Below are 14,708 nucleotides of genomic sequence, written 5' to 3'. Positions count from 1 at the left end.
CCATATAATCATACATGAAGGAATTACTAGAAGGAGGTATAATCATGAGAAAAACCACATTACTAAATTCACAAATATCTGAAGTAATATCTAAAATGGGACATACTGATACCTTAGCTATAGGGGACTGCGGTCTACCTATACCAGATGAAACAAAAAGAATAGATATTGCATTAATTAAAAATATACCAGGCTTTCTTGAAACTTTAACAGCTACATTAACAGAACTTCAAATAGAGGAAGTAATAATTGCTACAGAGACATTTGAAGTTAGTCCTCAATTGTTTAATGAAATAAAAAAAGCAGTTGGAGATGTAAAAATCACATTTATAACTCACGAGGAACTAAAATCTCAGTTAAAAGAGTGTAAAGCAGTAGTAAGAACAGGTGAACAAACACCCTATGCAAATGTAATACTAAAATCAGGAGTTGTATTTTAATTATAGTTCAATTTAAGTGAGTTTTGAGGAGGAGATTAAATGAATAACATACAGCCTCTACTTCAGATGAAAAATGTTTCAAAATACTTTCCGGGTGTAAAAGCTCTTGAAGATGTTAAAGTAAACGCCTATAGTGGAGAAGTTTTAGCTCTACTGGGAGAGAATGGAGCAGGTAAATCTACTTTAATGAAGATTTTAAGTGGAGTTTATAATAAGGATTCCGGAAGTATTATTATCGGAGGATCTGAAGTAGATATAAAAGGTATAAAAGATGCGGAAAAACATGGAATTGGAATTATTCATCAAGAACTAAGTCTTCTTTCTAATCTAACTATATGGGAAAATATATTTTTAGGGAATGAAGGATTTAATGGAATAACAAGAAGAATAAATAAAAAAGAGCTAAAAGATAAATCAGAAAGTTTACTTAAAGATATTGGTTTCAGTATTGATGTGGATACCTTAGTTAAAGATTTAAACGTAGGTGAAATGCAGTTAATAGAGATAGCAAAGGCACTTTCCAAAAACTCGAAAATAATAATAATGGATGAACCTACAACTGCGTTAACTGATGTTGAAACAGATAATCTTTTTAAAGTAATTAACAATCTTAAAAGTAAAAATATGTGTATTGTATACATCTCCCATAGAATGGATGAAATATTTCAAATCTGTGACAGAATAACGGTTTTAAGAGATGGTAAATATATTGGCGAGGTTAAGACAAAAGACATTACTAAAGATGATTTAATATCAATGATGGTTGGTAGAAAACTGGAAGAACAGTTTCCATATAAGAAATCATCTAAGGGGGAGGCTATTCTTAAAGTTGACAATTTGTGCTTTGCTGAAAAGGTTCGCAATGTTAGTTTTGAAGCAAAGAGTGGTGAAATCCTAGGAATCTCAGGACTCATGGGTTCAGGGCGAACTGAAACAGCAAAAACTATATTTGGAGAATATAAAAAATCTTCTGGTAGAATATTTGTTGATGGCTCCGAAGTTAATATTTGTTCACCTAAAGATGCTATTAAAAATGGGATTTGCTATCTTTCAGAAGACAGAAAAAAAGAGGGTCTTATTCTAGGTATGTCAGTTGCAAGCAATATGACATTAGCTAATCTTAAAAAATATGAAAATGGAGCTAAACGTATAAATAAAGCAGAAGAAGGTAAAGAAGTCCAAGAATATATAAAAAAACTTGCTATAAAAACTCCTAGTGCCCAGCAATTAATTAAGAATTTAAGTGGTGGAAATCAGCAAAAAGTTATATTAGCTAAATGGCTTATGCTTGCGCCTAAGGTATTAATTATAGATGAACCAACTAGAGGAATAGATGTAGGCGCTAAGAAGGAAATCTATGATGTTTTAAATGAATTAAAAGCAATGGGAAAAGCAATTGTTATGATATCATCTGATATGCCTGAAATACTTGGAATATGTGATAGAGTTTTAATCATGCATGAAGGAGAAATAGCTGGTGAGCTATCTCGGGAAGAAGCTACGCAAGAAGCAATAATGAAATATGCGGTGGGCATAACAGATTAACGTTTTAAATAGAGCCCGTATAGAGGAAGGAGTTTATATTGTGAAAAATAATTTAAAGAATACGCTTTTAAAATATAAATCACTAATAGGTCTTTTGATATTATGTATAGTTATATCATTTATTACACCTAGGTTTTTAACCATACCAAATCTTAAAAATGTATTTACTCAAGTTTCAGTAAATGCAGTTATAGCTATAGGAATGTCTTTTGTAATTCTTACAGGAGGAATTGATTTATCTGTAGGGTCTATACTTGCAGTGAGTGGTGCTGTTGCTGCAAGCATAATAAAGTCAACAGGTAACGTATATTTAGCAGTAATTGTAGCTTTAGCTATTGGCTCTGCAATAGGTTTTATAAATGGTATCCTTATTTCTAAAGGTAGAATACAAGCTTTCATAGTTACACTCGCTACAATGACTATCTTCAGAGGTGTAACTTATGTGTACACAAATGGGACGCCTATTTCAGGACTAGGACAAAGTTTTTCCGGCATAGGCAATAAAATGCTTTTAGGACTACCAATTCCAGTAATATTAACTATTATAGTATTTGGTATAGCATTTTATATTTTAAGTCAAACTAGATATGGTAGATATCTTTATGCACTAGGTGGAAATGAAGACTCAGCAAGATTATCCGGTATTAACACAGATAAGATTAAAACCCTTGTATATGTTATCAGTGGAGCAGCTGCAGCCTTAAGCGGAATAATTGTTACTAGTAGAATAGGTTCTGCTTCTCCAAATGCTGGAGTAGGGTTCGAACTAGATGCCATCTCAGCTGTAGTTCTCGGTGGTACTAGTTTAGCTGGTGGAGAAGGAAGTGTAGTTGGTACAATAATAGGAGCATTAATAATAGGTGTACTTAATAATGGATTGAATCTTATGAATGTATCACCTTTTTATCAAGCAATAGTTAAGGGTTTAGTTATTCTACTAGCCGTAATGGTTGAAAAAAAGAATAAATAAAAAAATGGAGGATGATTCAAATGAAAAAAAGAACAAAATTACTATCAATGGCATTATCAACCCTACTAATTATGGGAACAGTTGCTGGTTGTGGAACAAAAAAGGCCGCTGAGGGTGGAAAGAAAATTGGAATGGTGGTTTCAACTCTTAATAACCCATTCTTTGTATCAATGAAAGAAGGAGCAGAAAAGAAGGCTAAGGAACTGGGGTATGAAATTGTAGTTCTTGACTCGCAAAACGATGCTGCAAAGGAAAGATCTAATGTGGAAGATTTAGTTCAACAAGGAATAGCAGCTTTAATTATAAATCCAACGGACAGTGATGCAGTTGCAAACTCAATAAAGGTTGCAAATGATAATAAAATAAAAGTTATAACTGTAGATAGAAAAGCCAGTGGTGGAGAAGTTACTTGTCACGTTGCATCTGATAATATAAAAGGTGGAGAAATGGCAGCAGAATTTATATTAGAAAAATTAAATGGTAAAGGAAACTTAGTAGAATTACAAGGTATTCCAGGAGCCTCTGCAACAAGAGATAGGGGTAAGGGATTCCATAATATAGTAGATAAAAAAGATGGAGTTAAAGTTGTTTCTAGTCAAGCAGCAGATTTCGATAGACAAAAGGGATTAAACGTTACTGAAAATATTATTCAAGCCACTCCTGCCTTTGATGCAATATTTGCACATAATGATGAAATGGCACTAGGCGCTGTAAAAGCAGCTAAAGCCGCAAATAAAAAAGTGATTGTTGTAGGTTTTGACGGTAATGCTGATGCAAAAGCAGCTGTTGCAAGTGGAGAACTGGCAGCTACTATAGCACAAAAACCTGATTTAATGGGATCAGTTGCAGTAGAAAATGCTATTAAAATTGCAAAAGGGGAAACAGTTGCAAAAGAAATTCCAGTAGAACTTCAGCTTATAAAAAAATAAAAAAGAAAATATTATTTCCCCAATAATAAAATATATAAAATTATAACCCAGGGGAATGTCCTCTGGGTTATAATTTTATTAACTATTTCAATACAGTGCATATTTTGGTATAATTTTATATAATTATATTTATTAATTAAAATTTAAAAATGGTTTTTAAATAGAGTAATAGCATGGAATGATATCATTGGATTCTAGATTATTATACACTAATGGTTATTCACTTAAAATCGGAGGAAAATTATGAATAATGTTACAATGAAGGATATAGCAGAAATGGCTGGAGTTTCAAAGGCCACAGTCTCAATGGTTATGAATAAGAAGGATTCTAGTATAAGTGAGGTAACCAGAAAAAAAATACTAAGAATTGCTAAGGAAATGAGCTATATTCCCAATTCTATAGCTAGAAGCCTTAGCACCAAGAAATCCGGTACTATAGGAATTATACTTCCAGATATTACAAATCCGTTTTTCTCAGAAATGGTAAGAGCTATTGAGGATGAGGCAGAGAGATTAGAATATAATTTGATAATATGTAACACTGATAATGACATAGAGAAGGAACAAAAATATATTGAACTTCTTATAAGTAAACTTATCGATGGCATTATTTTTATGTCAGGCGGTAAAAGTAATGAAAGTATAACCATACTAAAGAACAACAATGTTCCTTTTGTATTAGTTGATAGATATATTGAAGGGTATAAGGATGATTACGGAGTCTTTTGTTTAAATAAGCAGGGGGTAATAGATGGTGTTCAATACTTATATGAAAAGGGAAACCGTAAAATAGTTTTTGTAAAGGGGAGAGAGGATGTAGAAATATCTAAGCAAAGATTAGAAGGATATATCGATGCAATGAAAAATTATGGAATATATGATGAAAAGTATATATTTGAAGGAGACTTTAATGTTGAAGGTGGTATTATAGCTACAAAAAAAATAATAAGTTGTTTTCAGGATTTAGATGCCATTTTTTATAGTAACGATATGATGGCACTAGGAGGAATGAAAATTTTACTCCGAAATGACTATAAAATTCCACGAGATATTTCAATTATTGGCTTTGACAATATTCATATATCAGAAATTATTGAGCCAGAACTTACAACAATATCACAGCCTATATATATGATGGGAAAAAAAGCTTGCAGTATCTTAATAGATGTAATAAATGGAGAGCTACTTACTGAAAAACAAGTTTACTTTAAAACAGAACTTATTATTAGAGGAACTACATAAATTTTTATTAAAGACAATCTCAGCAATTGTGGAAATAATTATTTCATTTATTTCCTTGGAAATATAATACAATATTTTTCATAAATTGCTGATTTTAATAAACTTTTTAATAAAAAAACGACTGGTTAATACATTAGCATAGGAGTTATATTTAACTGGCTTGATACGCGCTCTAAAAATTTTATTAACTCATGGATAGTGCAATTATTATAATTTGATTAAGAATGCTTGAAATAGTCTGATTTAGTACAAAATATAATGTTTGGAGGTGTTATTTATGTATGAATATAAATATGAAGAATAGAACCTTTCTAACTCTATTCATGGATTGTTAACATGTTTGCCATTTAAGTGCCATGATATTCCTTTAATATATAGTTAAAGGAAAGAGCCATTAACATACCAGCAAAATAGTTGAATTTAATATACTAATTTATACTTCCTCTGTGAACCACCTTTTGCAGAGGAAGTTTTCATATTAGTAAAACATAATAAATTATGATTATTGATGGTATTATAATATAATATAAAGTAGAGTTAGAAATTAGCATTTAAACTTAAAGATTATCTGATTTACGAAAGATTTTAATAAAGGAGAAAATTATATGAATGAAACCATTTTAATAGTAGATGATGAAGAAAGAATTAGAAATCTTGTGTCAATTTATTTAAGAAAGGAGCAATATAATATTTTACAAGCTGAAAATGGAAATGAAGCTGTAAGTATATTTAATAAAAATAAAGTGGATTTGATTATTCTAGATGTAATGATGCCTATTATGGATGGCTGGGACGTCTGTAAGGAAATAAGGAAAACCTCCAATATTCCAATTATAATGCTCACAGCAAAATCTGAAGAAGATGACGAATTATTAGGTTTTGAACTCGGCACAGATCATTATGTCACTAAGCCTTTTGTTCCAAAGCTATTAGTTGCTAAAGTAAAAGCGATTATACGGAGGACTCATAGCACCGAGGTTATTCTCAATGAAGGAGATAGCTTTGATGGACTTGTAGTTGATAATTTAAGCCATGAGGTTTCTGTAGACAATATTGAAATTAATTTATCCCCAAAGGAATTTGAACTACTAAATTATTTTATACTCAATAAAAGAATTGTATTAAGTAGAGAAAAAATATTAGATGCACTATGGGGTATTGACTACTTTGGAGATTTAAGAACAGTGGATACTGTTATAAAAAGATTAAGAGAAAAGCTAGGCGAAAAATCTTACCTTATAGCAACTATAAGAGGTGCTGGATATAAATTCGAGGTTAAAAATGAAAAGTAAAAAGAGCATTACTAGAAAGCTTTTTGCTATAACCTCTATAGTTTTCGTAATTTTTATAACTACTAATTTGATAGTTCAGTCTCAGTTTTTCGAGCAGTTTTATAGAAAATGGAAAGTAGACAATCTTGAAACTAATCTTGTTAAATTCAAAAGTCAATATAGTTTGCTCCAAAATAATAAAGATGAGACTAGTTTAATTAGTTCTTTTGAAGAAGAGAATAATTATAAAATAATTATACGAGATAGATTAGGAAATTCAAAATATCTTATAAAAAATGATATAAGAAAAGACTCCATAAAAGCTAGAATGATGAATCAAATAATGTCATCTGAAATAGAAAATCGGGGTGGCATTACTAAATTTAAAGGTTATAAAAAACCTTTTATTTTTATTATGCGGGAAAACCCTGATATGGCAGATAGTGTAGCAGGAATATTATATGATGAAAAGAAAGATGAAACTGTGTGTGCGTTTTCTTCGCTGCAGCCAGTAAATGAAGCAGTCCAAGTGATAAGGGAATTTTATTTGTATTTTTATATAGGTGCCCTAATTACTATTTTGATTCTATCTTTCTTTTATTCAAATATGATTGCAAAGCCACTTATAAAAATCACTAAAACAGCGTCTAAAATGGCGAAGCTTGATTTCACAGAAAAATGTGAGGTTAAAAGTGAAGATGAAATAGGTGCTCTGGCTACTTCACTTAATCTTCTATCAGAGAATTTAAATGGTGCATTAACTTCACTTACAGATGCTAATACACAATTAGAAAAGGATATTGAAAAAGAAAAAAAATTAACAGAGATGAGAAAAGACTTTGTAGCAGCGGTTTCTCATGAGCTTAAAACACCCATTACCCTCATAGAAGGGTATACCCTAGCTTTAAATGACGATGTTTTAGAAGGGGAAGAAAAACAATATTTCATTGATGTAATTATGGATGAATCTAGAAAAATGAACAGTTTAGTATCAGATATGTTGGATTTATCTCAATTAGAATCAGGAAATTTTAAATTGACTAAAGAGGAATTCAATCTTCATGAACTTGTAAAATCAGTTACTAGGAAATTTTCATCCCTACTTAATGAAAAACAAATTAAATTAGGAGTAAATTTTATTGAAGATATAAAAATAAATGCAGATTGGAATAGAATAGAACAGGTAATAACAAATTATATGACTAATGCAATAAGACATACCCAGGAGGGTGGGGCTATAACAGTAACCATGATAAATAGAGAAGATACTATTTGTGTTGAAGTAGAAAATAGCGGAAACAAAATTGATATTTTGGAAACAAGCAAGATATGGGATAACTTCTATAAAATTGATAAATCAAGGACTAGAAAACTTGGAGGCACCGGTTTAGGTCTTTCAATAGTTAAAAATATAATATTACTTCACGGTGGTAGCTGTGGAGTAGAAAACACAGAAATGGGCGTTAAATTCTATTTTAGCTTAACAAAACAATCTGGGTTATAATAACAGCTTGGAGAAATTTGTAAAAGGAGGCAGAATAATTATAGTGAGTTTACTATAATTATTCTGCTTCCTTTTTATTGAAGTTAATGTGCTTTGATTTTTTCTGCGGGAATAGTTAATACAAAGTTTCTCTTATTATCTGCTTTTATTAGTAAAAAAATAAATTGTATTGCAATTTAGTGTAAAATGTATTTTAATAGTATTACAGTAAATATATTCAAAGGGGTGATGATATGCTAAAAAGGTCTAAAAAATTTTGTGCGGTAGTTGTAGCCGGGTTACTTTTTATACAACCAGCATGTTCTATAATGGGCTATACACACATAGCAGTAGCAACAACTATAAAGGATAGTGGGGTAACTGTTTCAAAGGATTATCATGGATTTACACTTGATAAAAAGTCCTTTTCAAAAGATTTAAATTCTATGGTTTATGAATTTGTGTATAAGAAAAATGGCGGAAAATTAGTTTATATTGAAAATAATGATTCTAACAAGTGGTTTGATATTACGTTTAAAACACCAACCTCTAATGATACAGGAGTTAATCATATAATAGAACACACTGTGCTTGAAGCTTCGGAAAAATTTAATTTTAAATCTCCATTCACAGAAATAGGTAAACGTTCAGTTAATACGTATATGAATGCTCTTACAGGACAAGATTGGACTAGTTATCCAATTGCTAGTGAAAATGATAAGGATTTTCAAAATCTTATGGAGGTCTACCTTGATGCTGTATTTGCACCAAAAGTTGTAACAGAGCCAAATTTACTAATGCAAGAGGGTTGGCGTTATGCATTAGATGCAAAGACTGGTAATCTTAGCTGTAATGGTATTGTTTTAAACGAAATGAAAGGTGCAATGTCTGGAAAAACTGATGAAGCCAGTCAAACAATAAAGAAACTAATGTATCCAGATACTAAGTATAAATTTAATTCAGGTGGAGATCCAAGATACATTATAGATCTTACTCATGAGCAGTTAGCTACTACTCATAAAAAATATTACAATCCATCAAATGCTTGCATTATGCTTTATGGAAAAATGGATATTGATAGTAAGTTAGAATATATTAGTAAAAACTATTATAGCAAATATGAAAAATCACCACAAATTAAGGATGATAAGATTCAAGTACCATTTAAAGAAGTTAAAAAAGAAATAAGTAATTACCCTGCAGATAGTACAGCAACTAAAGATAAAGATTCAATTTTAACTTTTAATATGGTTCTAAATAATGTAGATCAAAAGGATAGGTTAGGATTAGAACTTTTAAACGTGCTTCTTACTGGGGCTGATGATGCACCAATTAAAAAAGCTGTATTAGATAAAAAACTTGGGGTAGATTTATCGAGTGGAGTAGATACGTGGTTTTATCAACCTTTATTTTCAATAACTCTCGAAGGTGCCAGTTCAAAAAAAATAAATGAGTTTGAGAATATTATAAAAACTACTTTAAAAGAAACATCCGAAAATGGATTCAAAAAAGAAAAAATAGAGGCGCTTATTAATTCTTCGGATTTACAGTCAAAGGTTAGCCTTCTTTCAGTAAATAATGGGGAAAATACTATGTATAATATAATTAATGGTTTTATTACTCAGGATAACCCTATGCTACGTCTTAATGATAGTGATGTTATACAAGATATTAAAAAGGAAGCTATGCAAGGAAGATATTTTGAAAATCTTATAAATAAATACTTGCTGAATAACAATCATTTAAGTTTAGTAGCTTTTGAACCGGATTCTCAATTTATGACTAAAATTAATACAAGTCTTGACGAAAAAATAGAAAAAATTCAAAAGAATTTGAAAGCAAAAGAATTTGAAGAAATTAAAAAATCAATTGATAACTATGCTAAATATGAAAAAAAACCTGTAGATAAGCAAGCACTAAAAACCCTTCCATCACTAAAAATTTCTGATTTAATATCTAAAAATAGTGAAAATAAAGTAACTGAAAAGCAAGTAACTGGTGTTAAAGTATTAGAACATGAAGTTGATTCAAAAGGGACAACCCAATTACAACTATATTTTGATTTATCTACATTAACACAGCAGGAGTTATCTTATTTAGAATTATTTAAAGCTGTAATGTTATCATCTAACACAAAGAATTACACATTAGATAAAATAGAAGAAATGATTACTCTGTATTCAACTGGAATAGGCATGCAAGAGTTAATAATTAAAGACCAAAATGATAAGGATAATTATTATCCATTATTTACTGTGAAATCAATCTTTTTAAATGAAAATGCTGATAAAATGACAAATATTATGATAGAAAAACTTAAAAACACCAAAATTGATGATAAAGAAAATATTAAAGAAAAATTAGAGCAAGTTGTTAATGAACTTTCTAATAAAAAAACAGAAGATACTTTTAACGTAGTAAGATCAAGATTAGAAGCAAGTTTGACAAAAGCTAATGCAGTATCAGATATAAAATATAATGAAGGATATAAAGTATTAGTACAGGCTAATGAAGACTTTGAAAAATCATATGATGATATAATCAAAAATCTAGGGTCAATCTATGGAAAAGTATTTAATAAAAATAATTGCAAAATTTCCGTAGCGTCAGATTTAAAAGGCATAAAAAATTGCGAAAAAGGTATTGATGAAATATTAAAATCATTAAGTGAAAAATCTATTAAAAAAGAAGAGTGGTCATTCGGAATAAATAAAACTAAAACTGCTATGATTATTCCAGCTGAGGTGCAATATGTATCACTTGGATTTAATAGTCCAGTTAATGGTTCAGATTACGTTTTTGCAAATATGCTTAACAATGGATATATGTATGAAAAAATTAGACTTGAAGGTGGTGCATATGGCGGCGGATTAAGGGCGTATGAAAATGGAAATTTCATGTTCTATACTTACCGTGATCCAAAACTTAAAGAGTCAGTTGAGAAAATTACGCAAATGGAAGAGTATTTAAAGGATTTTAAACCTACTCAAGAAGAAATAGAAGCGGCTATTATTTCTATTATTGGAGAGTTAGACACTCCAAAAGATGTTTATGCTAAAGTGAATACTCAAGATACTCAAAAAATAGCGCCTTATGATTCAAATAAAAAAGAGAAACTTAGAAAAGAAGTATTAGCAACAACAATAAAAGATCTTCCTGCTTTTGTTTCAAAAATTGAAAAAGGATTTAAAGGTTATAACTTAGTAGTTGGTGGTTCAAAAGAAAAAATTGATGAAAATAAAAATATGTTTGATTCAATAAGTGGAATATTAGATTAATTAAATCAATGTTATTGTACAGGCATTCTAATTTAGGAATGCCTGTTGTTTTTAACAAAATGTTCAATGCCCGTCTTGTATCATATCTTTGTAATAGCCACCACATCGCATAAGTTCATCATGATTTCCTAATTCTATAATTTCTCCATGTTTTAGCACCACTATTTTATCTGCATTTCGTATGGTTGATAATCTATGTGCAATAATAAGTGTGGTTCTATCTTGAGCCATTTCTTCAATTACCTTTTGTATTAGTTTTTCAGTATGTGTATCTATATTTGCAGTAGCTTCATCTAATATAAATATAGAGGGTGAATGAGCAAGAGCCCTAGAAAATGATAAGAGCTGCTTCTGACCTGCTGAAAAAGTGGATCCTCTTTCCATAACTGATGAATGTATTCCACCTGGCAGACCATTTACAAAGTCTAAGGCAAAAGTAGTTTTAAGGGACTTAATTAAGGTATTTTCACTAATATTATCATTTAAGATAACATTTGATTTTACATCTCCTGAAAATAAAAATACATCTTGAAGCACAACGGATATAGCTTTTCTTAAATCCCTCTTTTTTATATCATTGATATTAATTCCATCTATTAGTATCTCTCCCTTTTGTATATTATAAAATCCGCTTATAAGACTTATTATTGTAGTTTTTCCAGCACCAGTTTCTCCTATAAAAGCAACAGTTTCTCCCTTTTTAACTTTAAAACACACATTCTTTAATATCCAATCTGAATTATTATAGGAAAACCATACATTCTTAAATTCTATATCCCCCTGTAAATTTTCAATGCTCCTACCCTCATCTAAATCTTCAAGAGAGTCTTCCTCATCTAGGAGTTCAAAAATTCTTTCTGCAGAAACCAATGCAGATTGAATGGTAGTATAATTATCCGCAAGATCAGAAATTGGATTAAAAAATTGTTTTATATAAGTCGTAAAAGCGAAAAGTACACCTATCTCTAAAGTATGGTTAGCAATTTTGTTCATGGAATACCATAATATAATTGCTACTGCAAGGCTTTGGAAAACATCTGCTGCAGGCCTTAATATACTGTTCATTCTAACTTGAAATAAAGTGCTTTTTAAATACTCCCCGTTTAATTTTAGGAACTCATTATTTTTTTCCTTTTCTCCTGTAAATATTTGTATAATTTTCATGCCTGAAATGTTCTCGGCCATAAATCCATTAATTCTACCTATTAAGCTTTTCATTTTAGAAAAATTTCTCTTAATCTTATTTTTCAAAAGTAAAATAATAAAAAACATAATAGGAACTACAGAAAATGATATAAGAGCTAATTTTACATCCAGTGCAAGCATAGCATACACTATCCCTATAAGTAAGAAAACATCTTTAAACAAACTAATAATTACATCAGTATACATTTCACTTAGTGCTTCTACATCATTTGTGGCTCTAGTTATGAGTCTTCCAGAGGAGGTTTTATCGAGATAGGATATTGGTAAAAATTGTATGGTTCTAAATACTCTCCTTCTCAAATTTCTCATGATTTCCTGACCAGCACTATTTATTAAATTCACTTGGGTAAAAGAAGATAATCCACCAATAGCAACAACAATAAAATATAATATACCCATAGATGTTATAGAGTACATACCATTTTGTGATATTTTCTTTATTAAAAAATCATCAATAACAAGCTTTAGTATATAGGGTTTTAAAAGCTGCGCAGCATTTACAATCATTACACATAGTGCAGCTAAAATTATCTTATTAAGGTACGGTTTTGTTAAGGATAAAAGCCTTTTAATACTATTTATTTTATGAAGCTTCCCACTCTGATTTTTTTTGCAGCCCTTCATGTTGAGACTTGTAGGTTTCATAATATAGTCCTCCTTTCTTTATGAGTTCATTATGAGTTCCATTTTCGCATATCCTACCTTCATCTAAGACTATAATTAAATCAGCATGTTTTATTGTGGAAATTCTATGGGCAACAATTATTGTGGTTTTACCAAGTCTGCATTTTTTTATATTTTCAAGTAACTTAGATTCAGTAATAGTATCCACAGCCGATAGAGAATCATCTAAAATTAGTATTGATGGGTCACGAATTATGGCCCTGGCAATAGAAATACGTTGTTTTTCACCACCGGATAGATTAACACCGCGTTCGGAAAGGTTGGTATCAAATCCCTTAGGAAAATCCATAATACTTTCATATATAGAACTTATGATTGCAGCTTTTTCAACTTCATTATCTGTGTATATATCCTTAAAAAATTTTATATTTTCTTTAATGGATGCAGAAAACAAGAAATTATCTTGAGGTACATAACCAATGCTCCTTCTAAGTGTTTGTAGGCAATAGTCATTTATGTCAACTGAGTCAATAAATATTTCTTCTGGTGATGATGCATAAAGCTTTAATAATAAGTTTACTAGGGTGGTTTTCCCCGAACCAGTTTTTCCTGTGATTCCAACGGTATAACCCTTAGGTATTTTAAGGCTAATATTTTGCAAAGCTTTTTTGTCAGAACCTATATAAGAAAAGCTCAGATTTTTGAATTCTATTTCACCATCAATAGCAGTACTTATCATTTTCACTCCATCCTGAATTTTAGGGTTTACTTTAAATATTTCATCCAATCTTTTAATTGAAGCAATACCTCTTTGAACTATGTTTATAACTCTTCCTATGGAAACTATAGGCCTCATAATCATGGTTAAATATCCATTAAAAGCGATAAAATCACCAAGAGTTATATTTCCATTTAACACCATATTTCCACCTATGATAAGGTTCATAACAAAGCTTATACTAAAGGAAATCTCAATTACAGGTGAGAGGGAGGATGATACTTTCACCATATTAATGTTAGAGTCCATCATCTTATCATTTAATAGCTCAAACTTCTCAGCCTCTGCTTCTTCCTGAACATAAGATTTTATTACTCTAATTCCATATATATTTTCTTGAACGCTGCCAGATATAGAGGAAAAGTTCTCTTGAACCACTCTAAATCGCTTTTGAACAAGCCGTCCTATTTTTAACATGAAAAATAGGATAAAGGGAATTGGCATTAGTATCATTAAAGTGAATTTTAGATTCATAATCTTTGACATGGAATATATAGAAACGCTACAGATAGCAATGCCATTAATTATCATGGCTGTTGCTGGCCCCAAAGTCATTCTTACAGCAGAAATATCATTTATAGCGTAAGCGATTAAATCTCCGGTTTTTCTTTTATTGTAAAACTCTGGGGATAGTTTTTGAAAGTGATTATATAATTTTTCACGAAGATGACATTCAAGATTTCTAGCATTTACTACAATTAGATTTCTCCATGCATAAGTACTTATAAAGGTGCCTGTAGAAATTAAAAGTATATATACTATTTTGATTCTCACAAGACTTAAATTAAAATTAGCCCTTCCTAATATATCAATGGTATCGCCTAGAACTCTAGGAAAAAACGACTGAATATAAGATGTTAAAAACATAAATAGAATGCCAATAAAATATGATATTTTATGTTTTTTAATAAACTCCACTATTATGCTTTTTCCCATTTAATT

At 30.2% G+C, this 14,708-nt stretch carries 10 protein-coding genes; 8 read left to right on the top strand and 2 right to left on the bottom strand.

Annotation, left to right across the window (positions count from 1 at the left end; translation table 11 throughout):
* Positions 1-44 precede the first annotated feature (44 nt).
* From rbsD to ACREV6_RS06240, 8 genes are all read left to right on the top strand, one after another.
* Positions 45-440: a D-ribose pyranase gene (rbsD, locus tag ACREV6_RS06275; RefSeq protein WP_431577153.1), complete on the top strand. Its 396-nt coding sequence runs from the start codon at positions 45-47 to the stop codon at positions 438-440.
* 39 nt (positions 441-479) lie between these two features.
* On the top strand, positions 480-1,985 hold the full coding sequence (locus tag ACREV6_RS06270) for a sugar ABC transporter ATP-binding protein (protein ID WP_431577152.1): 1,506 nt from the start codon (positions 480-482) through the stop codon (positions 1,983-1,985).
* A gap of 40 nt (positions 1,986-2,025) precedes the next feature.
* Complete coding sequence (locus tag ACREV6_RS06265) at positions 2,026-2,955, top strand: ABC transporter permease subunit (protein ID WP_431577151.1); 930 nt, start codon at positions 2,026-2,028, stop codon at positions 2,953-2,955.
* A gap of 20 nt (positions 2,956-2,975) precedes the next feature.
* Complete coding sequence (gene rbsB / locus ACREV6_RS06260; protein ID WP_431577150.1) at positions 2,976-3,884, top strand: ribose ABC transporter substrate-binding protein RbsB; 909 nt, start codon at positions 2,976-2,978, stop codon at positions 3,882-3,884.
* A 243-nt stretch (positions 3,885-4,127) separates the two neighbouring features.
* Positions 4,128-5,126 (top strand): LacI family DNA-binding transcriptional regulator, encoded by a 999-nt coding sequence (locus tag ACREV6_RS06255; RefSeq protein WP_431577149.1) that lies wholly within the window; start codon positions 4,128-4,130, stop codon positions 5,124-5,126.
* A 605-nt stretch (positions 5,127-5,731) separates the two neighbouring features.
* On the top strand, positions 5,732-6,418 hold the full coding sequence (locus ACREV6_RS06250; protein ID WP_431577148.1) for a response regulator transcription factor: 687 nt from the start codon (positions 5,732-5,734) through the stop codon (positions 6,416-6,418).
* Positions 6,408-7,901 (top strand): sensor histidine kinase, encoded by a 1,494-nt coding sequence (locus ACREV6_RS06245; RefSeq protein WP_431577147.1) that lies wholly within the window; start codon positions 6,408-6,410, stop codon positions 7,899-7,901. The genes ACREV6_RS06250 and ACREV6_RS06245 overlap by 11 nt, the downstream gene beginning before the upstream one ends.
* Before the next feature lie 233 nt (positions 7,902-8,134).
* Entirely contained in the window at positions 8,135-11,158 is a 3,024-nt protein-coding gene (locus tag ACREV6_RS06240; RefSeq protein ID WP_431577146.1) for an insulinase family protein, read from the top strand.
* Positions 11,159-11,221: 63 nt separating this feature from the next.
* Here ACREV6_RS06240 and ACREV6_RS06235 read toward each other — a convergent pair whose 3' ends face one another.
* Together ACREV6_RS06235 and ACREV6_RS06230 are read right to left on the bottom strand one after the other, a co-directional pair.
* Positions 11,222-13,009, bottom strand: a complete 1,788-nt coding sequence (locus ACREV6_RS06235) for an ABC transporter ATP-binding protein (RefSeq protein ID WP_431577145.1) — start codon at positions 13,007-13,009, stop codon at positions 11,222-11,224.
* Complete coding sequence (locus tag ACREV6_RS06230) at positions 12,948-14,702, bottom strand: ABC transporter ATP-binding protein (RefSeq protein WP_431577144.1); 1,755 nt, start codon at positions 14,700-14,702, stop codon at positions 12,948-12,950. Before ACREV6_RS06230 ends, ACREV6_RS06235 begins: the two co-directional genes overlap by 62 nt.
* Positions 14,703-14,708: the final 6 nt, after the last annotated feature.

It is taken from the genome of Clostridium sp. (assembly GCF_050717515.1).
Taxonomy (GTDB): domain Bacteria; phylum Bacillota; class Clostridia; order Clostridiales; family Clostridiaceae; genus Clostridium_AD.
This window is presented reverse-complemented; position numbering and strand designations above follow the sequence as displayed.